The organism is Neobacillus terrisolis (genome assembly GCF_051233475.1).
GTDB lineage: Bacteria > Bacillota > Bacilli > Bacillales > Cytobacillaceae > Bacillus_BU.
Genome location: NZ_JBKFGH010000020.1, coordinates 99,676 through 125,414 on the forward strand (window position 1 = coordinate 99,676; position 25,739 = coordinate 125,414).

Here is a 25,739-nt window from a genome sequence, read left to right on the forward strand (position 1 = left end):
AAAGAAAATAGTAAAGATTATTGTAGTTATAATTGGAGGAGAAAATGGAATTACAGTTACAGCAATTTAAAGCAGATTTTTTTAAGGCTCTTGCTCATCCGTTAAGGATTAGAATTCTTGAGCTGCTGGCTGAGGGCGACAAAAATGTTAATGAATTACTAACGATTATTGGGGCTGAAGGTTCTTCAGTTTCACAGCAATTAAGTATTTTAAGAAGTAAAAACATTGTCTATGGAACAAAGGAAGGAAATCGTGTCCTTTATTCCTTGAGGGATCCAATGATTATTGACTTGTTAAACCTTGTTCGGCAGATTTTTAATAATCATCTAATTGATACGGCATTATTACTGGATAAATTTAACGAAGATTTTGGGAAGGATTTGAAAGAGAAGGACGTATAATATACTGTGAGAAAATCTTACCGTAATTTTCAAAAATTTTTGCTAAAATGTTGTTGTAGCATATCATTAGAGGTAAAATAGCTTTTATAGATTTTTAATATGGGAAGTTTTACTAAAACTTTTTAATAAGGAGACTAACAAAAATGGGTGGGCACAAAACAATTGATATCCAACTAACCACTACTAAAAAGGAAAAACCTGATTTTCACAATTTAGGATTTGGAAAAGTTTTCACAGATCATATGTTTGTGATGGATTACAATGAAGGTGAAGGCTGGCATTCTCCAAGCATCATTCCTTATCAACCGATTTCACTTGATCCAGCTTCAGTGGTTTTCCATTATGGTCAAACAGTATTTGAAGGACTCAAAGCATATCGAACAAAGGATGAGAAAATTTTACTATTTCGTCCAGAGAAAAACTTCCAACGTTTAAATTCTTCTAATGATCGTTTATGTATTCCACATATTGATGAGGAACTAGCTTTAGAGGGTTTAAAAAAATTAGTCTGGATGGATCAAGACTGGATTCCAACCGTTGAAGGAACCTCTTTGTACATTCGTCCTTTCATTATTTCAACCCAACCTTATCTTGGCGTAAGTCCGTCATCACAATATAAATTTATGATCATTATGTCACCGGTAGGTTCCTATTATAAAGAAGGAATTGCTCCTGTAAAAATTGCCGTGGAACAGGAGTTTGCCCGTACGGTAGAAGGTGGAACCGGTACGGCTAAAACGGGTGGTAACTATGCAGCCAGCTTAAAGGCACAAGAAATTGCTGGTGAAAAAGGCTATTCCCAGGTTTTATGGCTCGATGGGAAAGAAAAGAAATATGTTGAAGAAGTTGGAAGCATGAACATCTTCTTCAAAATCAATGGTGAAGTGGTTACTCCTTCCCTAAATGGCAGCATTTTAGAAGGGATTACAAGAAATTCAATCCTTCAGCTATTAAAACATTGGAATGTGCCAGTTTCAGAACGCAGAATTTCAATTGATGAAATTTATGAGGCTTATCAAAAAGGTCAACTAGAAGAAGTGTTTGGTTCAGGCACAGCTGCAGTCATTTCTCCAGTAGGCGAATTGCTATGGAACGGGCAAAAAATGATCATTAACAACGGAGAAACAGGAAAGTTAACAACAGATATATATAACACAGTAACCGGAATTCAAAATGGTAAAATCGAAGATCCATTTAACTGGGTTCTTGAGGTTAAAGAAGATTAATTTATAAAACAGAAAGAGGCGATCCTTTTAGGTCGTCTCTTTTATTTGCCATCCAAATCTTCCTAAAAAATTCAATTTTTATACTCTTATTAATATTAAAATTATAATACAATAAAACTGGTGGCTTAGCTGAATACATACTGGCAGTTTCATAAACACAATAATGAATACTTTCCAGGTTTACATAAGAAAAAGTCGAAAAAATGGGAGGTTAGTTAAATGTCGGGAAGCCAAAAATTCAAGGTCCCTATTTTGAACCAAGCTGATGAATACGACAATTCGAGTACAATTTTGGAAAGTACAAACTTTTTAAAAGATGGACGTCCAATCATTACTCAAGTTTGGAAAGAGGATGAGTACACTTTCATTACATATTATCTTCCCTCGCTCGATCTTGAAGAGTTTACGCAAAACCAACTCCTTAACTATTTAATTCAACAGGAAGTAAAAATTCCTCCAGATGTAAATGAACTAAGAGTTTCGTCAATGAAGTTTAATGACATGCTTAATATGGAATGTTGGAGTATCACCATTGTGGTCGGCGGTTTAAATAATTAAAGATTGTAATATTACTAAAGACATATGGTTTTTTAGCCTATGTCTTTTATTATTTTTTGGCGGGATTGGGGCCCGATGATTGTCCTGGCCTGGGGCGCTATAAAGGAGTATTAGTGATCTATTTTTTGAAATCAATGGGGATTTAGGTCACTAAAAGGGGAGTTAGTACCCTGTTTTTTAAATCAATGGGGAGATTAGGTCACTAATAAGAGTTTTAGGACCCTGTTTTTTGAAATCTCTGGGGATCTAGGCCACTAAAAGGGTGTATAGTAACAGCACAAATTATTAAAATGATAACTCACCAATAAGACGTTAACACTATAAAAAACGGAATAATGCTACTCGTAGTGTTAATTGAACGAATATTCTAAACAATTAGAAATATTCACAGTTTCGTCACAAACTCGCCGGTCATAATTCGAAATATATGATATATTATGAATATAGAAACAAAACAATTTAACATCTTAGGAGACTCAGCCATATGAGTGTTCGTTCCGTAAAGTGAACGAGTAACTCATTCCTTATCAACTGCATTTTTTAGATCATGAAAGTCCTGGCCTAAATGGTCAAAAGAGAAGCAGCAGCGTTTGTGGAGGAATAAATAGCCAAGCCACTAAACAAATTTTATCTACTAAGTAATGGCCTGAAAAAATCTTAAACCTGAAAGTCATATCAACATCAACTGAATGAAAATGGAAATTCTACCTATGAAAAAAACATACGTAGAAAGGAAGTCTTCTTTCAGAAACACAAAGTTCCAATAATCCAAAGTAATGGGTGTAAAGAAACTCTTTATGTAAAAGGACAATGGAAAATGTGGATGAAGATATGGATACGATAACTTTTTCGGTGAGAGGGTTATTGGAAAAAGTAGGGGAATGATTAAAAAGGCATGAACTATTGATGAAGTAGATAAAAGATCTGCTAGCTAAAGGAAGAAACATTTTTTAACTGAATATGGTTGAAAAACAAGTATTTCGCTCTAACCATTGAAGGAACGGAACAGAAGTGAACCTAGAAAAAAGCATAGGATGAGTGAGTCTTCGATTAAAGATCGAAAGTTTGTGTTTGTCAGGAAAGAAAATTCCAGTGTGAAGAAATTGGTAATTTAATTCCTCTAGCGGAACAAACACGGATCGGCTAATCCGTAATTAATTAGTTCTTCAATTCAAAATAAACACTATTTTGAGTTGTAAAGAATGAAAGAATTGGCTGATTTTTATGGTTGGGTCCCCTAAGATGTTAATCCAAAACAAAGCTCTTTGGTTCTTATACCAAAGGGCTTTGTTTTTTTTGCCCTATTTCTACATACCTCAGTATTTATAACAAAAAATAGTCAAGAACATATATATAAAGAAATAACTGGATTTAGAGTTGAATCAGTTGAATTATTTTTTATTTTTGATAAAATTATAAAAATTTACTCTAATTTTCCGTCAATAAATAATCCGGATTGAAAGAATGTTCAATAATTCAAAAAGGAAGTGAGAGCATGAGAGATGTTAAAATGGCAGATCTATTCAACCACCATATTGCACAAAAATATATCACCCGATCTGGCTTGGTTCATGCGATTGCTGTTGCTTACCACGCATTTGATTTGGCAAAGAAAGCCAATGAAGATGTTGATGTAGCAGCCAAGGCCGGTTTCCTTCATGATATTGGTCATTATACTTGGTACAAGGATGGAAAATGGGATTATCAATTATATCGCCAAAATGATATTCATGCGATTAAAGGGGCAGAACGGGCCCATAAATTATTAATTCGCTGCGGTGAAAATCCAATTAAGGCAAAGGAAATTTCATTAGCAATTCTGTTTCACACGGATTCCTTCCTTCCGGGTGGTGAGGTAGTCAGAACACCGATGCAGTCAATCATAAAGTTAGCGGATGAAATGGACGAGGAACCGGGAGGAATGCACCATTACAGACAAATTGATCCAACTCGTGCCGCTAAAAGCCTTGAAATTTTAGATCAAAAAATCGATCATTATCTTACAGCACGAAATAGTGTTAATGGTATTTGAAAATAGAATAGTCAGAAAATGAAGTTGAATAAGCGATACTAGTAGTGGTATAATTTTATAGTGAATTTCTTCCATTAACAAGGAGATGAGTCTAGATGAGTCAAGTTAGTCAAGAGAAAACAGGGTATTTTGGTGAGTTTGGCGGAAGTTTTGTACCAGGTGAGCTTCAAAATGTATTGAATATATTAGAACAGGAATTTTTGAAATATAAAGATGATCCTGATTTTAACGAAGAACTTAATTATTATTTCAAAGAATATGTAGGAAGAGAAAATCCGCTTTATTTTGCTGAACGGTTAACAAATGAATTAGGCGGTGCAAAAATTTATTTAAAGCGTGAAGATCTTAACCATACAGGTTCTCACAAAATTAATAATGTTCTCGGCCAAATACTTCTTGCTAAACGGATGGGTGCGAAACGAGTCATTGCAGAAACCGGTGCGGGACAACATGGGGTTGCAACTGCTACTGCATGTGCGATGTTCGGGATGGATTGCACGATTTATATGGGTGCAGAAGATACGAAGCGACAAGCACTAAATGTATTCCGGATGGAATTACTTGGTGCCAAAGTGGTCGCTGTCACAAAAGGACAAGCCCGTTTAAAGGATGCAGTTGACGAGGCGTTTGCAGATTTAGTTCAAAACTATGAAAATACTTTTTATTTATTAGGCTCTGCAGTGGGACCACATCCGTTCCCAGCTATGGTCAAGCATTTCCAATCTGTTATTAGTAAAGAGAGCCGGAAACAAATTCTTGAAAAAGAGGGAAGACTTCCTGATGCAGTGCTTGCATGCGTAGGAGGCGGAAGTAATGCGATTGGAGCATTTGCTGAGTATATTCCTGATGAACAAGTTCGCTTAATCGGTGTCGAGCCAGCGGAGGCTGCAACGTTAACCCAGGGGACTCCTGGTGTGCTGCACGGCTTTAAATGTCTTGTTCTTCAAGATGAAGAAGGTAATCCGCTTCCAACTTATTCCATTGCTGCAGGCTTGGATTATCCAGGGGCAGGCCCAGAGCACAGCTACTTGAAGACAATTGAACGTGGTGAGTATGTTTCCGTTACAAGTGCCGAGGCTTTAAATGCGTTTCAAGTATTATCAAAGCTGGAAGGAATTATACCTGCACTAGAAAGCTCACATGCTGTTGCGTATGCGATTAAACTTGCACCAACCTTAGCTAAGGACCAAATCATTATTATTAACATTTCCGGTCGCGGTGATAAAGACGTTGAACAAGTATTTGACATGCTGAATAAATAATAAATAAAGAATCAAAATAAAAAAGCGCCATTTGGTGCTTTTTTTAATTTTTATAAATATAAAAGAAACAAAGTAAAAATATCAATCATATAAACAGACATTTTAGGGAGGCAGGGACTTGACATTAAACAAAGAAGCTATAAAAAGAAGAATTGAAGTAGCCTCAAAGCGAACAAAGGCTGATCTAGTGATTAAAAATGGGCATGTTGTCGATGTATTTAACCTCGAATTAATGAAGTGTGATGTAGCAATTGTCGATGGAGTGATTGTTGGAATTGGTGAATTTGATGGACTGGAAGAAATAGATGCAACGAATAAAATTATCTGTCCATCGTTTATTGATGGTCATGTTCATATTGAATCGTCGATGGTTACTCCAGCGGAATTTGCTGAAGTTGTTTTGCCTCATGGTGTAACGACTGTTGTGGCCGATCCTCATGAAATTGCCAATGTCGCTGGTGCAGAAGGAATTAAGTTTATGCTTGATTCCTCAGAACAGATTCCCTTGCATGTTTATGTCATGCTTCCTTCATGTGTTCCGGCGACTCCATTTGAAAATTCCGGTGCCACTCTTTACGCAGAACAACTAGCCCCATTTTTCGATCACCCGCGTGTATTGGGACTTGGTGAAGTAATGGACTACCCTTCAGTTTTTCATGGAGACGATCATATCGTTGATAAATTGGTAAGTACCCATTCTAAAGCAAAAAAGATTGATGGTCACGCCGCCGGCTTATCAGAAGATGATCTTAATATTTATACCTCGGTCGGAATTAGAACAGATCATGAGGCCGTTTCTGTAGTAGAAGCCGAGGAGAGATTAAAAAGGGGAATGTATCTTATTATTCGCCAAGGTTCGGTCGCTAAAGATCTTCTCAACCTTATTCCGGCTGTTACGAATAAAAATGCGCGGCGCTGCCTTTTTGGAACGGATGATAAGCATATTGATGACCTAATAAACGAGGGTAGTGTGGATTATAGCGTTCGACTTGCTATCGAGTATGGCATAGATCCGTTAACAGCAATCCAAATGGCATCCTTAAATGCGGCTGAATGTTTTGGGTTAACTACTAAAGGTGCTATTGCACCAGGTTATGATGCTGATTTTCTCATTCTTGATGACTTGCAATCGATTCAAATCGATCATGTTTATAGCTCCGGTAAATTAGTCGCCAAACGCGGTAAATTAATAGGTGAATTAGATTGTCAGCGAACAACCACCTTACAACAATCGGTTCAAACACGAATGATGAATGATCAGGAACTTCAAATTCCTATCGCTGAAACGAGACGAGCAAATATTATTGAAATTGTTCCTAATCGTTTAATCACAAACCATGTCATTGAAGAGGTAAATGTCGAAGCAGGGAATTTTTTGCCTTCCATTGAGAAAGATCAATTAAAGATGGCCGTCATTGAAAGGCATCATTTAACTGGAAATATTGGGCTTGGTATAGTAAAAGGCTTGAATCTCAAAACGGGGGCGATTGCAACCACCATTGCCCATGATTCACATAATTTGATTGTCGCCGGAACCAATGATGAAGACATGTTATTTGCGATTGAGGCCATTAAAGCGATCGGCGGAGGCTTAATCGTAGTTGAAAATAGAAGGATTTTAGCAGAACTTCCGTTAGCCATCGGGGGAATCATGTCAGAGCATGACTATCGAACTGTTTTCCGACAGTTAGAGCAAATTAACTCAGCTCTAAAAAAGTTGGGAGCAACCGAACTATTTAATCCGTTTTTGACTTTGTCATTTTTAGCGCTTCCTGTTATTCCTCATTTAAAGCTTACCGATCTAGGATTGTTCAATGTACGAACATTTCAGCATATTAGTGTTTCAGTAGATTGATTATGAAAATAACCTTTGTTTGAAAATCACTGTAACATTCCCTTACAATTCTGTTACTTTTTCACAGCTATTTCATTAAGATAATCATATTAGTTTCGGGTGTTCACATATGTTAATAGAAAAATCGGAGCTAGATTAACCTCTACTAAACCATATCTTCATGTTGAATGACAACTCGTATCCTTTTAAGAATCGATTGGATATTACGAAAAAGGTGAGGATAAATGGGTGAAAATTTTAATAAAAAATACTGAGATTATCACGATGAATGATGAAAATGATATTGTATTCGGAGATTTATTAATTGAAAACGATCGAATTGCAAAGATAGGGAAGGATTTACAGCTTCACGACATTGATAAAATCATTGATGCTAAAGGAAAAACAGTCATACCAGGATTTGTGCAAACGCATATTCACCTTTGCCAATCCCTGTTTCGTGGTCAGGGGGATGACCTGGAATTATTAGATTGGTTAAAGAAGCGGATTTGGCCATTAGAAGCGGCCCATGATCCAGAATCAGTGTATTACTCAGCGATGCTAGGCATTGGTGAGCTGATTCAAAGCGGGACTACCTCTATCGTTGATATGGAGACGGTTCATCATACAGAATCAGCTTTCCAAGCGATGGCTGAAAGTGGTATTCGGGCTATTTCCGGGAAAGTCATGATGGATCTTGGGGTGGAAGTACCAGCACGATTACTTGAGAGCACCGAAGATTCTTTGCAGGAAAGTGTCAATCTGTTAGAAAAATGGCACAACTTTGATCAAGGGAGAATTCAATACGCCTTTTGTCCGCGATTTGTTATTTCCTGTACCGAAAACCTGCTTACCGAAGTAAGAGATCTTGCGAGCTATTACAGGGTGAATGTTCACACACATGCTTCTGAAAATCTTGATGAAATCAAACTTGTTGAGCAGGAACGGGGAATGAGAAACATTGTCTATCTCGACCATATTGGTTTGGCCTCACCCAATCTCATCCTCGCACATTGTGTCTGGCTTAACGAGGAAGAGAAAAAAATTATTAAAGAACGAGGAATTAAAGTAAGTCATTGCCCAGGATCTAATTTGAAGTTAGCTTCCGGTATCGCTGAAGTCCCTGATTTATTAAGCAGGGAAATCCCTATGAGTCTCGGTGCCGATGGTGCGCCTTGCAATAATAATTTGGATATGTTTAATGAAATGAGGCTGGCCTCGATTATTCAAAAGTCCTTTCATGGTCCGACAATTATGAGTGCGCAAACAGTGTTTCGAATGGCGACCATAGGAGGAGCTAAAGCAATGGGGCTTGATCAGGACATCGGTAGCTTAGAGGAAGGAAAAAAGGCAGATATCGTCATTTTAAATATGAATGATTTTCATGTGTATCCATCATTCGGTGTCGATCCGATCTCACGGATTGTGTATTCTGCTACGAGAGCGGATGTCGAAACAACAATCATAAACGGTAGTATCGTGATGGAGAACCGCATCATGAAAACAATCGATAAATCGATCATTCTCCGTGAAGCAAATCAATCGATTAAACGATTATTAAAGCGTATAGCCCGGTTAGAAAAGTTCAATTAGTCTATCAATCTAGAAAAATCTTATAGAAGGCGTTCGCTTCGATCATTAGTGATAACAAAAATCCAATCCAAAACCGGAGGAGTGATGTCATGAACCATAACACTTTTTTCACAATTGTGCTGCCGCAGGATGGAACATTATGAACCAATCAAATGCCCTTAATCGGCTGTTTTCAAGGGTTGACTTGCCAAACAATGTTAAAGATGCCTGGCAGCACAGCCTGACATCCGACTCTTGCTTTGTCGCGGGTGGCACACTGCTTCAAGCAAAATGGGAGATGGAAGCTCCCATCCCCGAGTGCCTTATCAGCCTTGAATCAATCGATGGTTTTAGAGGGATTGGCCTTGTCATAATCGACGGGGCAGAGTATGTGAAAATCGGAGCGTTAACGCCCCTGTCTGACTGCTTAGTCGATCCATTGATTTTTGACAGAGCCCCGCTTTTACAAGAAGCTTGCAGGAATATTGCTGCACCAGCCATCCGCAATCGTGGCACGCTTGGCGGAAATGTAGCAGGCAAAATAGGGGATAGCCTCCCTGTTTTACTCGTTTTGGAATCGAAACTTATCCTTTACAACGATGATGGATATTACATGATTCCCATTATTGATTGGCTCCAGTCTAATCATAGTAATCTGGATTTAATCTGCTCGATTTTGATCCCAAGTGCCCCATTAGAACATTCTGTTCAGACCTTTTTTCGAAAAATAGGCCGAAGAGAAGCCTTTACGAGTACAGTAGTAACCACTTCAGCCTGCTTTGAAAAGACGAAAACGAATCGAATTAAAGACATTCGTCTCGCAGTAGGTGGCGGTCAGCATACTCCGATGAGATTGTTTGATAGTGAGACATTGCTTGAAGGAGCCTTAGTAAACCCTGAATTAATCGAATCCATCCATCCAGTCATTTTTTCAGAAATACAATCCTATACAGATGTCTTTGCTTCAGAATCTTACCGAAAAATCGTGGCTGCGAATCTACTTGTGTCTTTTTTAAAAGGAGATGGGATCGATGTCGCTCGATAAACTTTTTCCAAATAAACTCAAGTGCAAACCGGTGCCATTAATCCCATTCACGTGTAAGGTGAATGGGGAACAACGAAATCTTGAGGTACCTCCGACTTACCGACTGGCAGATTTGATCTGCGGTGAATTTCAATTGTCTGGTACCAAAACGTTTTGTGGAAATGGTCACTGTGGGGCTTGCTCAGTAGTAATGAATGGCAAGCTAGTAAACTCGTGTTTAATAATGGCTTACCAGGCAAACCATACTGAAATTGAAACAATTGAGTGTATTTCGAAGGGAACACTCCATCCACTTCAGGAAAAATTGATGGAAGAGGGCGAACTTCAATGCGGATATTGTACACCAGGAAGGGTAATGGCCATTAAAGCGTTATTAGATTCCAATAAAAGACCAACGCGTGAAGAAATCGTCGAGGCACTTTCGGGAAATCTTTGTCACTGCACTGGGTCTGGCGGGATGATACGTGCGATTGAAAAGTATCTTGATGAATCCCCTGTTTCAAAAAAATCGACCGAGGTGTTAGGGGGCTACGATGATCACACTTGAGGAACTTAATCAAATGGATAAAACGACCTTTATATGGAAGATTGGTGTTGTTTTTGAAAATACACCGTGGATCGCAGCTGAAGCTTGGCAATACCGCCCCTTTTCAACGGTGGAATGGCTCCATACCATTATGTACGAAAGAGTTTCAAGTGCATCAAGTCAGCAAAAGCTTGATCTCATTCGCGCTCATCCGGATTTAGGCTCACGCTTAAAAATGAACCCATTGTCAAAGCTGGAGCAAAAACACGCAGGTTTGGACCAACTTACCCCTAGTGAATATGAGGATTTTCAAGAACTCAATCATAGGTATCAAAAAAAGTTTGGTTTTCCTTTTATAGTAGCAGTTCGTGAACATGATAAAGATTCGATCTATGCAGCAATGAAAAATCGCATCAACCATTCATTTGAGATTGAATTTGAACATGCTTTATCAGAAATTGCCAAAATCGCCTATTTTCGATTAAAAGATTTAGTGGATGAAGAAGGGAGAGGATGAAGAGTGGATGAACGGGTGATGTTTTATGGGAAAGGTGAGGTATTTGCGTATCGAACACATGCGACACCTCTAAAGGGAGTAAAATCGATTCCTGAATCAACAGCTAATGAAAAAGATAATACGATTTTAGGACTTAATGTCCAAGTCGCGATTGGCGGTAATCAATTTCTTTCCTCTTTTACAGAAGGAGACAATCAGCATGTAGTTGCTACAGATTCAATGAAAAACTTCATCCAAAGACATCTTGCAACCTATTCAGGCAGCACCGTTGATGGATTTTTATATTATGTTGCGACAAGATTTCTGGAAACCTATCCGCAAATGGAAACAGTGAAAATAACCGCAGACGAGATCCCCTTTACTTCAACCAAGTGTATTAGCCATCATCAACTCCAACCAAGTAAGCTTGTCTTTAAGAAATCACGAAATGAAACAGCTTTCGCCACAGTGGAAATAATCCGAGAAAACAACTCAATTAAACTTAAGGAACACCAAAGCGGGATTAAGGATCTTCAGCTGATTAAAATAAGTGGAAACTCTTTTGCAGGCTTTGTTCGCGATCAATACACAACACTGCCAGAGGACCAAAATCGGCCCTTGTTTATTTATTTAAATATAAGTTGGAAATACGAAGAAGCTGTTGATGCGTTTGGGGATCATCCTCGAAGATATGTACTGGCTGAACAGGTTACCGACATTGCTTCGGCTGTCTTCGATAGCTTGGAAACGAAATCGATTCAACAATTAATCTACCAAATCGGTTTAAGAGTGCTCCTACGATTTCCGCAGTTGACGGAAGTTCAGTTTGAATCCCAAAACCGGACTTGGGAAACCGTGGTGGATGAGATTCCTAATTCCCCAGGGAAGGTTTATACAGAACCTAGACCGCCATATGGCTTTCAGCGATTTAATGTGTTCAGAAGAGATTTGGAGAATGAAAAAATGTCGCCTCAACAAAGGGGCTGACGATTATGAAACAGGGCTTAACCACTCATGTTTTGGATTTGACGAATGGGTCTCCTGCGATGAATCTTAAGGTGGAATTATCAAGAATCCTTGGACCAGACAATGAGAAGCATTGGCTCGCGACAGCCTTTACGAATGAGCAAGGCCGGATTGACGACGGCCTGTTATCGGAATGCTTAACCGGGGAATTTGAAATGCTTTTTCACATAGGAACCTATTTTTTAAAAATGGGGACGCCCTTGGCTGAACCGATTTTTTTTAATCAGGTTCCGGTTCGTTTTACCCTTAACAAGGATGTAGGTCATTATCATATCCCGCTACTTATTTCACCATGGGGCTATCAAACCTACCGGGGAAGCTAAACATGGTCGGAAGATAGCTTCCCGAAAATATATGCAGATATAGATGGAAGGGGTGGGGGATTATCCGTCAATACGATGTCATTTTCAAAAATGGTGCCATTGTTTCCGATGAGAGGATTGTGAAAGCGGATCTTGCTGTTAAGGATGGCAAAATTGCTAGCGTTTCAGCTGACATCCCTGTTCACTTGGCTGAACATTCCTATGATGCTTCCAATCTTCATCTATTGCCGGGGCTTATCGATACCCATGTCCATTTGAATGAGCCTGGAAGAACAGAGTGGGAAGGAATCAGCTCAGGAACAAACAGCTTAGCTGCAGGGGGAGTAACGACCTATTTTGATATGCCGTTAAACAGTTCTCCTCCGACCACAACAGCAGCAGCCTTTCAGGAAAAAAAACGGTTGGCAGATGAAAAAGCGGTAATAAATTATCGGCTTTGGGCTGGACTAGTACCGGAAAATATTGAACTGTTAGAACGTCTAGGCGAATGTGGTGCGGTTGGGTTTAAGGCATTTATGTCTGGGAGCGGGATAGATGATTTTAGCGCTGCAGACGATGAAACATTACGAAAAGGCATGGAAAGGATCGCTAAGTTAGACAGCGTGTTAGCCGTTCACGCAGAAAGTGACCATATAATACTGCCTCTCACTAAAAAAATTCGGGAAGAAAAGCGATATACTGCAAAGGATTATGCAGAGTCCCGACCGATTGCCTCAGAAATTGAGGCCGTTCAAAAAGTGATTAACCTTTCAAAAATAACGGGCTGTAAGCTTCATATTGTTCATGTTAGCAGCAGTAGAGTTGTGGAAATAATCGAAAATGCAAAACGCGCCGGGGTTAATATCACGGTTGAAAGCTGCCCCCATTATTTATCATTATCGGTTGACGATTTGGAGAAATTAGGCCCAATCGCAAAATGTGCACCGCCGTTACGAGATCGGCATGAGATGGAAGGACTATGGAAATGTATCAAAAAAGGGCAAATCGATCTGATTGGCTCCGACCACTCTCCAGCTCCAATCACGATGAAGCGGGGGCATCTATTTGAAGCCTGGGGGGGTATCTCCGGTGCTCAAACAACGATAAATATTTTATTAGAGGAAGGGTATTGGCAACGGAATATCCCTCTAGAGACCATTGTCAAGCTTACTTCAAGCAATCCGGCCAGGAGATTTCAGCTATATCCTGCTAAGGGATGCCTTGAAGTAGGAAGTGATGCTGACATTACCGTTATCGACCTTAAGCCAACATTTATTTTAAAAAAAGAGCAGCTATTCTATAAACACGCACATAGTCCATTCATTGGGAAGAAATTCCGTGGAAAAGTTCTTTCAACCTTTGTTGCTGGACAGTGTGTCTATCATCATGAAGAACGCAATCCACTCATGTGACAGGGGGAATTGTTGGAAATGATTAATGTTGAAAGAATTGTAGAACGGATTGATCAATTGGCGGAATGTTCTCAAACAGGACCCGGTGTAACTAGATTATCGTTTACAGAAGAAAGCGAACAGGCTGATCACTTACTGATCGAATGGATGCAGCAAGCTGGAATGATTGTCAAAAAGGACGCCATGAATAATATTATTGGGCGGTATGAAGGAAGAAACAAACAAGCCCCGGTCTTATTAATTGGCTCTCATAGCGATTCGGTTATCAATGGCGGGAAATATGATGGAGCATTAGGGATCATCGCTGCCATTGAAGTCATTCAAGTTCTCCACGACCAAGTACAAATTCCAGAACATCCCATTGAAGTAGTAAGCTTTTGCGATGAGGAAGGAGCAAGATTTCACACAACCTTCCTAGGAAGCAAGGCAATGGCCGGAACATTAACAAATAATGACTTAGATCTAATTGATGATCGTGGAATTTCTGTCCGCGAGGCAATGCGAAACAGCGGGCTCATCCCCGAATGTTTTCAAATGGCCAAGCGGGACCCGCAAGAAATATTGGCTTACCTTGAGATGCATATTGAGCAGGGGGTGATTTTGGAACAACTGAATCAGCCTTGTTGTGCGGTTGCCGGTATTGCAGGAGCTTCAAGATATACATTTACAGTGAAAGGAGTCGCCGGTCATGCTGGAACGGTCTCGATGCACAATCGAAGGGATGCCCTGGCTGGAACGGCAGAGATTTTGTTAATCATCGAAGAATTGGCTAAACAGTATGACCCGCTGGTGGCAACAGTTGGGAAGCTTACTGTCCTTCCGGGTGCGAGCAATGTTATTCCTGAATCTGTTACCGGTACCCTTGATATAAGAGCGATGGAACAAAGGCAAATAGCAGTGTATATTGAGCGTTTATATGAACTGATGGTTGATATTTGCAGCAAGAGATCCCTTTCATTTCAGCTGAAAAAAATTATTGAGGCAGATCAGGTGTCTTGTTCCGATTCAATCATCATGACCATTGAAAATGTGCTGATTCAAAATGGGATTGAGCCTAAAAGATTAATTAGCGGAGCTGGACATGACGCAATGGTAATGGCACAAATCACGAATATTGGGATGATTTTTGTGCGATGTGCAAAGGGGATCAGCCATAGTCCGGAAGAATTTGTTTCGAAAGCTGATATAGAGATAAGTGCGCAGGTCTTACTTGAGACAATTTGGAAGCTGGCAAATAACGAATAATCAAAGCGACGATAGAGGGGTGGACGGATGGCAGAAGATCATACGAAACAAAAGCTGATAGAATTCATTGATAAGAGGGAAGAAGATTTAGTTCGATTTTTACAGGAATTGGTGGCAATTCCTTCCGATAATCCGCCGGGAAATTGTGGGAGGATAGCAGACCATATTTTTCAACAACTTCAATCGTATGAATTTGTTGATGTTTCCTTACATGAAATAAACGAGGACGAATTAACAAATGTTGGAATGATGAAAGCGGCCAATGTTGTCGCCTATGAACGATTTGGAACGGACCAGGGGCCGGAAATTACTTTGAATTCCCATGGGGATGTCGTACCGCCAGGAACAGGTTGGACAACCGATCCATATGGTGGGGAAATTATTGATGGAAAACTTTATGGCCGGGGAGCAGCGGTGTCGAAATCAGATATCGTCACCTACACTTATGCTGTTTTAGCATTGAGAGAAGTTGCCGGTCATCTTCACGGGAACATCTCGCTTGCATTTACGTTTGATGAAGAAACGGGCGGAGAAATCGGTCCAAAATGGCTCCTGAAAAACAAGCTGATTAACCCGGATTTAGCGATATGCCCTGGTTTTACTTACTCCATCATTAACGCCCATAATGGGTGTCTTCACCTTGAAGTCAAAGTAAAGGGGAAACAGGCCCATGCTGCTGAACCACAATTCGGTCATGATGCATTAGAAACGATGACAGCTATCCTTTCGGCTCTTTATCAGTATCGAAAATCACTAACGGTTAAAAAGTCTAAGGTAAAGGGTATTGAATCACCAACATTGGTAGTTGGAAAGATTTCAGGCGGGATAAATACCAATGTTGTGCCGGATGAGTGTACAATTCGCTTGGATCGGCGCATGATACCAGAGGAAAATCCCGAGGAAGTGGAAAAGGAAATCCTCTCGATCCTTACTGACACCGTAGCCAGTTTTGAAGGAGTGGAGTTGGAGATTAACAGGATTTTATTAGCAAAAAGCTTCGGTCCCGTTTCTGAAAACACTCCCCTCGTGAAGGCATTCAAACAGAACTGGAGTCAATTAATCGGTGGTGAGCTTCCTGTTAGCGGATCTCCATTGTACACCGACGCCAGACATTTTTATGAAGCGGGGATACCGGTTGTTTTATTTGGTGCTGGCCCCAAAACGCTGTTAGAAGCAAATGGACATCGGGCAGATGAACATGTGAAAATAGATGATCTTATAAAAGCAACGAAAATCGTCGCTCTCAGTTTATATGATCTTCTGAAACGGAATGATTGATTAGGTCAAAAAACAAACAGGCCCCATCTTTTGATCAGATGGGGCCTGCAAGAGCATGAGCATATTATTGCTTAGATTTTCGAAATCCTGCTGCTTGAGCATCTTCTTCTGAACAGAACCAAACAATATTATCCTTTGTACTTTCATAATATCTACCACCGGGAACGTGGTAAATCTTGCTATTGGCGTTTCCTTTTATTTTCCCTTTGCAGGCAAGGTTTGTTTCAATGTCATCACTGGGATCATTGATATAAGAACCGCCTGAATTTGTAGCGGGGACCGGTTGTTCTTGTGGTGTGCCATCAGAATTGTAGCCATCCTCTTTTGCATAATCCTCAATACTCCAAATACCAACCCCGTCAGCTTTCGCTTTCTCCTGAACCTCAAGGAATTGGTCCACATACTTCGTATTCGGTGGAAAAATGGCAACCCGGGCTAATCCTTCTTCAATTAATCTTTCATTAAATAGCGTAGTACCAATCCAAACATACGCCAGCAATCTACCATATTTGTCTCTTTGCTCAATATCCAATTCAAGAGTTACGTCTTTTCCGGTTAATTCCTTTTTCGTGTAAGAGGATGCTTCCGGACCAAAGGGCTGTACTCCAAGGCGTGGGTGCTTTGTTTCGGGCGTATCGACTAATATTAGCCGAATCGTTTCACTCATGCCATTAGCCAGTTGAACCTTTATCGTATCTCCATCTACAACGGACAGAACTTTCGCTTGATAACCTTGAGGAGGACTCTCAGCGTTTTGCTGCTTTTCTTGCTCAGTTAAGGTGTTATCTACCTGATTCTCAGTTGGTAAAGCTTTCTCTTTCTCATCTTTAGATAAAGATGTCTCAGAGGAAGTACAGGCAGTCAACAATCCGACAGCCAAAGTGATAATCGACATAAATGCAACTATTTTTTTCATTTTTAATTCCGCCTTTTACGTTCAAAAAGTCTTTGTTAATAGTAGCACAACTCTTTAAACTGTAAAATAGGAAAAAAATTCGGAACATTTGGTATAATGAAATGAAAATAATTTTGTTATCATATTTAACGTGATTTATAAGGAAAGGTTTGATTTGTTGTGAGTATTAATCGAAATGACGCTTGTCCTTGCGGAAGCGGGAAGAAATACAAGAAATGCTGTTTAAATACTAAAAAGGTCATTCAAATACAAGAAGTAAAGCAAGAACGATTTTTTCAACAGAAAAAAATGTTAGTAGAAAAAATCAGAAGATTTTTAGATGATCGAGTGGCCGTCAACTATCCCCCGTTAAGAAACGAATTTATTCAAAGGTCGGGAAATATGATCCCGGCAAACGTTCAAGATGGATTTTTCCAGTTTTGGTTATATTTTTGTTACACATACAAAAATGGTCTTCGTGGGATTGAATGGTTTTATCAAGATCATGGATGTAAATTAACCACTGAAGAAAGGGAAATGGTAAAGATCTGGACAAGCCTAACGCTTAAATTAGTAGAAGCGGTGGATCAACAGGAAGATATGATTATCTTTGAAGATGTACTGACAAGAGAGAAATTTAATGTTTTTAATATAAGAGAAAATATCCCAACATTTATTCCGTGGTACGGGACGTTTGCACTGCTGGAAAATTTCGAGGAGAAAGATTATTTCAATGGGATAAGCATATTTAAAGGCCCAACGAATGTTGGACATGCCGCAAAGAAAGTACTGGAACTTATGAGTGCTGAAGAGAAAAGCCGTGAGCAGATTCTATTTACCTATTATCCTGAAATTTTAAGCGCTATGCTGAAAGAAGATTATGGTCAATTAGACGAAGGACAAACTCAACCCATACATCAGCATATTATCGAATATAGAATTCTAAATGAGGCTTTACTGGATAGATTCGTCGAAGAACATAAAGAGTTTATTGTTGATAAGCGGGACGGGAAACGAAAGACCTTTTCCTATGCGGGAAATTGGAAGGAATATCAAGATAGTGAATTACAGGAGCCGGTCCTTATCGCAGAAGTGTTTGCTACGATATCGATCGAGAAAAATAGGCTTATCTGTACGGGGTTTGATGAACAGAAAACAGAAGAGCTTAAATCCATTTTAAAAATGGCCGTATTAGCCTTGCAGTTTGTTTCGGATACAACGAAAACGTTTGAGATCCCAATCAATGCAGCGATAAAAAATTATTTTGTTCAAATGAGTAAAACAACACCACACTATTTTTCTTTTTATGCTCAGACGGATTTACTAGAGGAAATCCGGATTCCGATCCCTAAATTTGATCATATGTCGATACGCGAGTTAATAGAGGCAAACCAAAAGGACTTAGCAGAGACTTGGCTCAAACAAGTGGAACATAATCTGTATCAACAAGTTCTCCAGCAAAATACCAGTGTAGAGGTTACGGCAGATGTAAATACAGTACGGAAATTACTCGACCTTCCATTATCACCGTTTGTTACAGGCGGAGCACAACGTCAAACGGCTTTAGTGTCGATTAAAAATCCTTTTGACACTGTTCTGGTAGAAAAAGAGGATATTCCATTTTATGAGGAATTAGGGTTCTCCCCAAATACGATTGATAATTTTTATGCAAATGATTTTGTTGCCTTCTATAAAGAAAAAACAATTGGCAAGGGGGAAGGAACCAAAAGGAAATATCGAAACAGTTTATTTGAAATAAGAATGGAACTTGAAACTCTTACTCCAAAAAGCTGGCATGAATGTGATGATGCGTTTTGGGGGAATTTGATTGTAAAATTAACGGATGAAGGCGTAAGTAAATCATTTATGAAGGACTTCTTTAGTACGATTAAGGCGCTGTCTAAATGGGTTGATCAAAAAATAAACACAGCGATCGCTCATTCAGTTTTACATGGAATTCAAGAAGCAGAGGATAGAATTTTACAAAAAGCTTAACACGAAAAAAAGGTCAGTTAACAACACTAGAAGTGGTTGACTGACCTTTTGTTTATTTTACTATATTTGTCGTTAATGTTGTGAAGTCGACCTCGGGATAATAGCGATCCTTTACGAGAATATTAGGTCCTAAGCAGGTAACCTCCGGACAATGACAAGTCAGCTGTTTCGCAAGTGGAGTATGCAGCCAGTTCTCGTAGGCAAGTTGCAAACTAGTCTCTTTAATATTACCTAATGGTGGTATTTCCCCAAAGTCCGTTACAATCACATCTCCACTAAAAATATTAACATTAAGACGAGAGCGGCCGTCCGGGTCATTCCGAACCGTTACATTTTGACTTTCATAAAGCCGCTTTAATAACCGTAAATCCTCCTCATTTGAACTGCAAGGATAAAATGGTAATGTTCCAAACAACATCCACACATTTTGATCACGTATGTCCAGCAGGTGGTGGATTGCTTTTCTAATTTCATCTATTGTCAGGTATTCTAAATTATTGGCAAAGTCACTTGGGTACATCGGGTGTATTTCATGACGCTGACACTGCATTTCATCAACAATTTGGCGATGGATTTTTTCTAAAAACGGCAATGTTCGTCTATTAAGCATCGTTTCGGCTGAAACGGTGACACCTGCTTTTACAAGGGCACGGCTGTTGTCTATCATTCTCTCAAAATATTTTACTCGTTGTTGATAGGAAGGCTTTTGTTCCATTCTTGCAAAGCCTGCTTGAGCGAAATCCTCCTCGGTTCCCCAGTTATGAGAAATATGTAGAACATCTAAATAAGGAGTAATAAGCTCATACCGCTCCAAGTCCAAGGTTAAATTTGAGTTAATTTGTGTTCTGACTCCACGTTCATGAGCGTACTTTAGCAGTGGTACAACATAATGTTTTAACGATGAAAGCGAAAGCATCGGTTCTCCTCCGGTAATACTTATCGCTCGGAGTGTAGGGATTTCTTCTAATCTTTTTAAAAGTAGATCAATTGGCAGGGCAATCGGGTCTTTTGTTTGCAATGTATAGCCAACAGCACAATGCTCACAGCGCATGTTGCAAAGATTAGTAGTTGTAAACTCTACATTGGTTAATGCTAGCTTTCCATATTCAGTTACATCCAAGTATGCTTCCCACGGGTCGTACAATGGGCTGATCGGTTTTAGCATGGTTATTCGTTACTCCTTAATCTTCGAAATGAAAACAAACTATATTATAGACCATAATAATTGATGATTGGTAGGGTTTATTAGAATTTTATTAATTTTCTAGAAAGAGAACTTATTGTAGTTTATGATGGTTAATTTTAAATATGAAGACAAACTGGGGGCTTATATGAGCATAAGTCCATTAATCGTGAATAAAATGAAGATGATACAAATGATTGGAGAATATCAGCAAGAAAGGCAATACGATACGTCTTAAGGAGGAAGTATCATGTCTTTTGAAGAAGACTATAACGAGCGGGTTGAGCAAATAAAAAAAGGTGGAGCGTCCAAATATCATCAAAAAATAAAGGCACAGAGGAAATTGTTTGTCCGCGATCGATTAAACATTCTTTTTGATGATGGAGTAGTTATGGAGGATGCTTTGTTTGCGAATTGTTTAGCTGACGATTTACCTGGTGACGGTGTTGTTACAGGCTTTGGTAAAATCAATGGACAAACAGTCTGCTTCATGGCCAATGATTCAACGATAAAAGCCGGGTCATGGGGTGCGAGGACGGTTGAAAAAATCATCAGAATCCAAGAAAACGCTGAAAAACTAAGGATTCCGATCTTATACTTAATTGATTCGGCTGGAGCCAGAATTACCGATCAGGTTGAAATGTTTCCTGGACGCCGGGGCGCTGGGCGGATTTTTTATAATCAAGTGAAGCTTTCAGGCATGGTACCCCAAGTATGTATATTGTTTGGACCGTCAGCGGCAGGCGGAGCCTATATCCCTGCTTTTTGTGATGTTGTGATAATGGTTGAAGGGAATGCCTCGATGTATTTGGGATCACCACGAATGGCCGAAATGGTCATTGGTGAGAAGGTCACCCTTGAAGAAATGGGTGGAGCCAAAATGCACTGCACGGTTTCCGGGTGTGGTGATATGCTGGTTAAATCGGAACAAGAAGCCATCGAGATGGCAAGAAGATATTTAAGTTATTTTCCAGCCAATTTTACGAAGAAGCCTCCCCTTTTTGAGTCAATCGCTCCTAAGCAGTTTGATAAAACTTTAGCGGAGATTTTACCGGTGAACCATAATTCTCCTTTTGATATGTACCGTTTAATTGAAAGAATAGTAGACGATGCTTCCTTCTTTGAGGTCAAAAAACTATTCGCCCCAGAAATTATCACAGGACTGGCTCGAATCGAGGGGAATCCAATTGGGATTGTTGCGAATCAGCCAAAGATTAAGGGTGGTGTCCTTTTCCATGATTCCGCAGATAAAGCCGCAAAATTCATCACGCTCTGTGATGCGTTTAATATTCCCCTGCTTTTCTTGGCGGATATTCCAGGCTTTATGATTGGCACCAAGGTCGAAAGGGCAGGAATCATTCGCCACGGAGCGAAAATGATTGCGGCAATGAGTGAAGCGACTGTTCCGAAAATATCGGTTATTGTACGTAAGGCATATGGTGCCGGCTTATATGCGATGGCGGGACCGGCATTTGAACCGGATTGCTGTTTAGCATTACCAAATGCGCAAATTGCTGTAATGGGGCCAGAGGCGGCCATTAATGCTGTATATGCGAATAAAATCGCTGAAATTTCTGACGAAGACCGGCAAAGCTTTATCGAGAAAAAAAGAGCTGAATACAAGCAGGATATCGATATTTATCGGCTGGCGTCAGAGATGGTGATTGATGGAATTATCCCCGCTGATTCGTTGCGGTCGGAGCTTTCAAAGCGATTTTCTGTTTATATGGAAAAATACATGACTTTTTCGGTGCGAAAACACCCGGTTTATCCGGTTTAAATGATGATAGAATAGGAAGGGGAAGTTTAAGGAGTGCTCGATATTGGGAGACTATATAAAACATGTAAGCGGTAAGACTGTCGCGGTGCACTTTTCTGCTGACAGTCTTTTTTTACTAATGGCTGTGTTATTGTACATTTTTGATTTTTGAACACTCTGTTGATTGGAGCACCTGGAGAGGAAATCAACAGCCATGTTAACACAGCCTTACTAATAAAAAAGGGGGAGGGTTTGTATGCTGAAACCAATTGAGGATCATATTAAAGAGGATCTTGCCGTTTTATTTGTTGGCTTTAATCCAAGCATCCGCTCAAGTGAAACGGGTCATCATTTTGCCAATCCCAATAACCGCTTTTGGACGATCTTGCATAAAGCTGGTATTACGCCAAAAAAATTCACAACCGAAGAGGATAGGTTATTGCTGGATTACGGGTTTGGTTTTACCAATATTGTACAACGTCCAACAAAAGCTGCTCAGGAAATTTCAAAAGAAGAGTATAAACTGGGTCAGAAAGAGTTAAAAAGAAAAATAACTCGATACAAACCGAGGATCGTTTGCTTTGTTGGGAAAGGGGTGTACCAGGAGTATAGTGGAAAAAAAGATGTTCCATGGGGAGTGCAACCAGAGTCAGTTGTTGAGGGAACATTAGATTTCGTCGCTCCTTCTTCAAGTGGATTGGTACGTATGAAAATAGAGGACATTATCCGCATTTATGCTGAACTGCCGAACTTGATAAAACATTAATGTGCTATATTTTGTCTTAAAGACAAAATAATGGTATGATAAACGTGATTTTACATAAGGAGATGTTACCAATGGCAAAAAAAGGATACATAGTAATGGAAAATGGCGAGAAAATTGAACTTGAATTTTACCCAAATGAAGCACCAAATACAGTAGCGAACTTTGAGAAATTGGCTAATGATGGTTTTTATGATGGCGTTATCTTTCACCGCGTAATCCCAGGCTTTGTAAGTCAAGGAGGAGATCCTACAGGAACAGGTATGGGTGGACCTGGCTATCAAATTAAATGTGAAACTGTTGGAAATCCGCATAAGCACGAAGTGGGCAGCCTTTCAATGGCACATGCAGGACGCGATACAGGTGGAAGCCAATTCTTTATCGTCCACGAACCACAACCACATTTAAATGGTGTTCATACTGTGTTTGGAAAAGTGACAAGCGGTATGGAAACAGTTTTAAACATGAAGAATGGCGATAAAATGACAGAAGTAAGAGTATTTGATGCAGAATAAAGAAATGAAAATGTAGCGGATAACGGGTTCCGTTCCTATTACAAACACTAAAAATGACTAACAAATTGTATATTAATTTGTTAGTCATTTTTTTGTTATATCAAATTTTTTCGTGATTATATTTGAAAAAGGATTGCGTGGTTTCGTTTGGTTCAGGTTTGCGGACACCAATGCCGCTATTTATGTTAAAAAGGGTCTTTTTGATAGGTTAACGGACACCAGAGCCTTTATTTGTTAGTTAGGGGGCTTGATTTAGTGTTTTTTTTGAAAATAAGGGATCCTGTGTCCGGTAAATCTAAAAAATGGGTGATTTCTATCAAAATAAGGTCCTCTGTGTCCGGTTAGGACTAAACTGCATTTTGCGTTATTAAAAAGCTTGTAGATTTCACTCTCTACAAGCTTTTCTATTTATTTTTTGTTTGATAATCTTAACGCCCACATATTTTGGTCTAGCCAATATCTCTTGTGATACTTATAGTGAGTCTGTTGACAGTCTGAACTGTTTCGATGCTTACGGCGTTTGTTGCAGGAACTACGGCGTGAACTGCGTTTTTTGGAACGTTTCTTGGATCGTCGAGTGGTACAACGAGAACTTTTTCTGGAGCTTCGTTTTTTGTTCCGTTTTTTAGAGCGTTTTGAAGAATGACGAGAACTGCACCGGGAGCTTTTCCGAGAGCTGTGCTTGGTGGAACGTTTCGAAGAACGATGTTTAGAGCGTTTTGAAGAATGACGAGAACTGCACCTTGAGCTTTTTCTGGAGCTTCGTTTTTTGGTCCGTTTGCTGGATCGCCGGCTGGAACTGCTAGTAGTTTTTCGAGAGGATGTTTTCTCTTTTATTTGCTGTACAACTAATTCCTCTTCCCCTTCTTGAAGCTCTTCATCTGGAAGTTCATTTTTCCTTGTTCGTCCCTTTGCGTTTGGGTCTTGGAACATAAAATCTCTTAAGCCTCTTCTATCTGCTCCTTCAGCTGCCCTTAATATCTCATCCCATGAAAAAAAACCCACTAAAGAAACCTCCTTAATTTAATTGCTGTTGAAAAGAAACTAAATTATTGAAAATAAATGCTTAAAATGTCTATCTAGTTCTTTTCCCTTGTATAAAGTACGCAGAAATAAACAAATTGCCTGAGACAAACGTGTATTTTTTAAAAAAATTGATGAACGCCTTATGTGTCAAATGTCATTGCTCATCATACGTATAAATTAAAAAGAAAGGGATGAAAAATTTGAATAAACATACAAGTACGGACCTCCCTATTTACCAACTATATATTCATCCTTTTGATGTAAGTGAGATGAAAAAAGATATTTGGTGTGACGACCCCGTTCCGGCAAAATTGACAATTGAAAAAAAGAAACTAAATGTTGATATTTCCTACCGTGGCTCTCATATTCGAAAGCTTAAGAAAAAATCCTATCATCTACGTTTTATAAAGCCGGCCATGTATAGAAATTCGAAAGAAATGCATCTCAATGCAGAGTTTAAAGATCCTTCTTTAATAAGAAACAAATTATCTTTAGATTTCTTCTCGGATATCGGTGTGCTATCCCCACGATCAAGACATGTATTTATTAAAATTAATGGCAAAAATGAGGGTGTTTACTTGGAATTAGAGTCTGTGGATGAAAATTTCTTAACATCAAGACAATTGCCATCCGGGGCTATTTTTTATGCAGTTGATGGCGATGCAAACTTCTCCTTGATAAGTGATTTAGATAAGGAAGTAAAAAAATCCTTAGATTTGGGGTATGAAAAAAAGGTTGGCTTAGAGCAGGATGAGTATTACTTACAGGAAATGATATTCCAAGTAAACTCAATATTAAGAGCTGATTTTGAAAAAGAAATTGAAAAATATATAAATGTTGATAAATATCTCCGTTGGCTTTCAGGGGTGGTGTTTACCCAGAATTATGATGGTTTTGTTCATAATTATGCGTTATATAGAAACGGAGAAACCGGACAATTTGAGATGATTCCATGGGATTATGATGCGACCTGGGGAAGGGATGTCAACGGGAAATACATGAATGAAGATTATGTTAGAATCTTGGGTTTCAATACTTTAACAGCAAGGATTCTGGATGTGGATCCTTTTAGGAAAAAATACAAAGCTCTCCTCGAACAAATCATGAACCACCAATTTACAGTTGAATATATGAAACCATTAATCTATGAACTTACATCACAAATTCGACCGCATGTCCTAATGGATCCATATGAAAAGGGAAATATTGATCAATTCGATAAAGAACCGGAATTTATTATTCGATATATCAAAGCAAGGACAAAATACTTAAAAAGTAAATTATATAAACTAGATTAGTGGTAGGGAAGTATAAATAATTTTTTTAAATAATTAGGCATGTTTACTAGGTCAATAGACACCAATGATACGTATATATGGATTATAAAT

Annotated in this window: 21 protein-coding genes and 1 pseudogene; 19 read left to right on the top strand and 3 right to left on the bottom strand. The window is 39.2% G+C overall.

The annotated features are described in order from the left end of the window. The first annotated feature begins 44 nt into the window (after window positions 1-44). From ACI48O_RS13580 to ACI48O_RS13645, 14 genes and pseudogenes are all read left to right on the top strand, one after another. On the top strand, window positions 45-401 hold the full coding sequence (locus tag ACI48O_RS13580) for an ArsR/SmtB family transcription factor (RefSeq protein ID WP_435562359.1): 357 nt from the start codon (window positions 45-47) through the stop codon (window positions 399-401). A 143-nt stretch (window positions 402-544) separates the two neighbouring features. After that, on the top strand, window positions 545-1,627 hold the full coding sequence (locus ACI48O_RS13585; RefSeq protein ID WP_435562360.1) for a branched-chain amino acid aminotransferase: 1,083 nt from the start codon (window positions 545-547) through the stop codon (window positions 1,625-1,627). A gap of 219 nt (window positions 1,628-1,846) precedes the next feature. Beyond that, window positions 1,847-2,185, top strand: a complete 339-nt coding sequence (locus ACI48O_RS13590; RefSeq protein ID WP_435562361.1) for a hypothetical protein — start codon at window positions 1,847-1,849, stop codon at window positions 2,183-2,185. A 1,495-nt stretch (window positions 2,186-3,680) separates the two neighbouring features. Next, complete coding sequence (locus ACI48O_RS13595) at window positions 3,681-4,217, top strand: HD domain-containing protein (RefSeq protein ID WP_435562362.1); 537 nt, start codon at window positions 3,681-3,683, stop codon at window positions 4,215-4,217. 95 nt (window positions 4,218-4,312) lie between these two features. Beyond that, window positions 4,313-5,479, top strand: a complete 1,167-nt coding sequence (gene trpB / locus ACI48O_RS13600) for a tryptophan synthase subunit beta (protein ID WP_435562363.1) — start codon at window positions 4,313-4,315, stop codon at window positions 5,477-5,479. A gap of 118 nt (window positions 5,480-5,597) precedes the next feature. Then, the gene (ade, locus tag ACI48O_RS13605) at window positions 5,598-7,334 is read left to right on the top strand and encodes an adenine deaminase (RefSeq protein ID WP_435562364.1); all 1,737 of its coding nucleotides are present in this window, start codon (window positions 5,598-5,600) and stop codon (window positions 7,332-7,334) included. A gap of 228 nt (window positions 7,335-7,562) precedes the next feature. Then, complete coding sequence (locus tag ACI48O_RS13610) at window positions 7,563-8,906, top strand: 5'-deoxyadenosine deaminase (RefSeq protein WP_435562365.1); 1,344 nt, start codon at window positions 7,563-7,565, stop codon at window positions 8,904-8,906. Window positions 8,907-9,045: 139 nt separating this feature from the next. Then, on the top strand, window positions 9,046-9,930 hold the full coding sequence (locus tag ACI48O_RS13615; RefSeq protein WP_435562366.1) for an FAD binding domain-containing protein: 885 nt from the start codon (window positions 9,046-9,048) through the stop codon (window positions 9,928-9,930). After that, complete coding sequence (locus tag ACI48O_RS13620; protein WP_435562367.1) at window positions 9,917-10,477, top strand: (2Fe-2S)-binding protein; 561 nt, start codon at window positions 9,917-9,919, stop codon at window positions 10,475-10,477. Before ACI48O_RS13615 ends, ACI48O_RS13620 begins: the two co-directional genes overlap by 14 nt. Beyond that, a pseudogene (pucL, locus tag ACI48O_RS13625) lies at window positions 10,464-11,939 on the top strand (factor-independent urate hydroxylase). The gene ACI48O_RS13620 and the pseudogene pucL overlap by 14 nt, the downstream one beginning before the upstream one ends. Window positions 11,940-11,944: 5 nt before the next feature. Continuing rightward, entirely contained in the window at window positions 11,945-12,301 is a 357-nt protein-coding gene (gene uraH / locus ACI48O_RS13630) for a hydroxyisourate hydrolase (RefSeq protein ID WP_435562368.1), read from the top strand. A 119-nt stretch (window positions 12,302-12,420) separates the two neighbouring features. Beyond that, on the top strand, window positions 12,421-13,692 hold the full coding sequence (gene allB / locus ACI48O_RS13635; protein ID WP_435562369.1) for an allantoinase AllB: 1,272 nt from the start codon (window positions 12,421-12,423) through the stop codon (window positions 13,690-13,692). A gap of 18 nt (window positions 13,693-13,710) precedes the next feature. Next, entirely contained in the window at window positions 13,711-14,937 is a 1,227-nt protein-coding gene (locus ACI48O_RS13640) for a Zn-dependent hydrolase (protein WP_435562436.1), read from the top strand. 27 nt (window positions 14,938-14,964) lie between these two features. Next, complete coding sequence (locus tag ACI48O_RS13645; protein WP_435562370.1) at window positions 14,965-16,215, top strand: ArgE/DapE family deacylase; 1,251 nt, start codon at window positions 14,965-14,967, stop codon at window positions 16,213-16,215. 64 nt (window positions 16,216-16,279) lie between these two features. On the opposite strand, the gene ACI48O_RS13650 is transcribed toward ACI48O_RS13645, so the two are convergent. Further along, complete coding sequence (locus ACI48O_RS13650; RefSeq protein ID WP_435562371.1) at window positions 16,280-17,131, bottom strand: thermonuclease family protein; 852 nt, start codon at window positions 17,129-17,131, stop codon at window positions 16,280-16,282. 159 nt (window positions 17,132-17,290) lie between these two features. On the opposite strand from ACI48O_RS13650, the gene ACI48O_RS13655 reads away from it, so the two are divergent. Next, entirely contained in the window at window positions 17,291-19,105 is a 1,815-nt protein-coding gene (locus ACI48O_RS13655; RefSeq protein WP_435562372.1) for an SEC-C domain-containing protein, read from the top strand. Window positions 19,106-19,157: 52 nt separating this feature from the next. Here the strand turns inward: ACI48O_RS13655 and yfkAB are convergent, their stop codons facing one another. Next, entirely contained in the window at window positions 19,158-20,270 is a 1,113-nt protein-coding gene (yfkAB, locus tag ACI48O_RS13660; protein WP_435562373.1) for a radical SAM/CxCxxxxC motif protein YfkAB, read from the bottom strand. Window positions 20,271-20,538: 268 nt separating this feature from the next. On the opposite strand from yfkAB, the gene ACI48O_RS13665 reads away from it, so the two are divergent. The 3 genes from ACI48O_RS13665 (at window position 20,539) to ACI48O_RS13675 (ending at window position 23,325) form a co-directional block, all read left to right on the top strand. Beyond that, window positions 20,539-22,068, top strand: coding sequence for an acyl-CoA carboxylase subunit beta (locus ACI48O_RS13665; RefSeq protein WP_435562374.1), 1,530 nt, complete (start codon window positions 20,539-20,541; stop codon window positions 22,066-22,068). 238 nt (window positions 22,069-22,306) lie between these two features. After that, window positions 22,307-22,813 carry a G/U mismatch-specific DNA glycosylase gene (gene mug / locus ACI48O_RS13670; protein ID WP_435562437.1) on the top strand — a complete coding sequence of 169 codons (507 nt, stop codon included), beginning with the start codon at window positions 22,307-22,309 and terminating at the stop codon, window positions 22,811-22,813. A 71-nt stretch (window positions 22,814-22,884) separates the two neighbouring features. Beyond that, window positions 22,885-23,325, top strand: a complete 441-nt coding sequence (locus ACI48O_RS13675; RefSeq protein ID WP_435562375.1) for a peptidylprolyl isomerase — start codon at window positions 22,885-22,887, stop codon at window positions 23,323-23,325. Between the two features lie 408 nt (window positions 23,326-23,733). On the opposite strand, the gene ACI48O_RS13680 is transcribed toward ACI48O_RS13675, so the two are convergent. Beyond that, complete coding sequence (locus tag ACI48O_RS13680; protein ID WP_435562376.1) at window positions 23,734-24,330, bottom strand: hypothetical protein; 597 nt, start codon at window positions 24,328-24,330, stop codon at window positions 23,734-23,736. A 212-nt stretch (window positions 24,331-24,542) separates the two neighbouring features. Here ACI48O_RS13680 and ACI48O_RS13685 point away from each other — a divergent pair, with 212 nt between their 5' ends. Beyond that, window positions 24,543-25,649: a CotH kinase family protein gene (locus ACI48O_RS13685; RefSeq protein ID WP_435562377.1), complete on the top strand. Its 1,107-nt coding sequence runs from the start codon at window positions 24,543-24,545 to the stop codon at window positions 25,647-25,649. Window positions 25,650-25,739: the final 90 nt, after the last annotated feature.

What these genes read in the sequence shown, in the direction of transcription:
- ACI48O_RS13580 (WP_435562359.1), top strand. Translation starts at nt 45, where the DNA reads ATGGAATTACAGTTACAGCAATTTAAAGCAGATTTTTTTAAGGCTCTT.
- ACI48O_RS13585 (WP_435562360.1), top strand. Translation starts at nt 545, where the DNA reads ATGGGTGGGCACAAAACAATTGATATCCAACTAACCACTACTAAAAAG.
- ACI48O_RS13590 (WP_435562361.1), top strand. Translation starts at nt 1,847, where the DNA reads ATGTCGGGAAGCCAAAAATTCAAGGTCCCTATTTTGAACCAAGCTGAT.
- ACI48O_RS13595 (WP_435562362.1), top strand. Translation starts at nt 3,681, where the DNA reads ATGAGAGATGTTAAAATGGCAGATCTATTCAACCACCATATTGCACAA.
- trpB (WP_435562363.1), top strand. Translation starts at nt 4,313, where the DNA reads ATGAGTCAAGTTAGTCAAGAGAAAACAGGGTATTTTGGTGAGTTTGGC.
- ACI48O_RS13615 (WP_435562366.1), top strand. Translation starts at nt 9,046, where the DNA reads ATGAACCAATCAAATGCCCTTAATCGGCTGTTTTCAAGGGTTGACTTG.
- ACI48O_RS13620 (WP_435562367.1), top strand. Translation starts at nt 9,917, where the DNA reads ATGTCGCTCGATAAACTTTTTCCAAATAAACTCAAGTGCAAACCGGTG.
- uraH (WP_435562368.1), top strand. Translation starts at nt 11,945, where the DNA reads ATGAAACAGGGCTTAACCACTCATGTTTTGGATTTGACGAATGGGTCT.
- ACI48O_RS13640 (WP_435562436.1), top strand. Translation starts at nt 13,711, where the DNA reads ATGATTAATGTTGAAAGAATTGTAGAACGGATTGATCAATTGGCGGAA.
- ACI48O_RS13645 (WP_435562370.1), top strand. Translation starts at nt 14,965, where the DNA reads ATGGCAGAAGATCATACGAAACAAAAGCTGATAGAATTCATTGATAAG.
- ACI48O_RS13650 (WP_435562371.1), bottom strand. Translation starts at nt 17,131, where the DNA reads ATGAAAAAAATAGTTGCATTTATGTCGATTATCACTTTGGCTGTCGGA.
- yfkAB (WP_435562373.1), bottom strand. Translation starts at nt 20,270, where the DNA reads ATGCTAAAACCGATCAGCCCATTGTACGACCCGTGGGAAGCATACTTG.
- ACI48O_RS13665 (WP_435562374.1), top strand. Translation starts at nt 20,539, where the DNA reads ATGTCTTTTGAAGAAGACTATAACGAGCGGGTTGAGCAAATAAAAAAA.
- ACI48O_RS13675 (WP_435562375.1), top strand. Translation starts at nt 22,885, where the DNA reads ATGGCAAAAAAAGGATACATAGTAATGGAAAATGGCGAGAAAATTGAA.
- ACI48O_RS13685 (WP_435562377.1), top strand. Translation starts at nt 24,543, where the DNA reads ATGAAAAATTTGAATAAACATACAAGTACGGACCTCCCTATTTACCAA.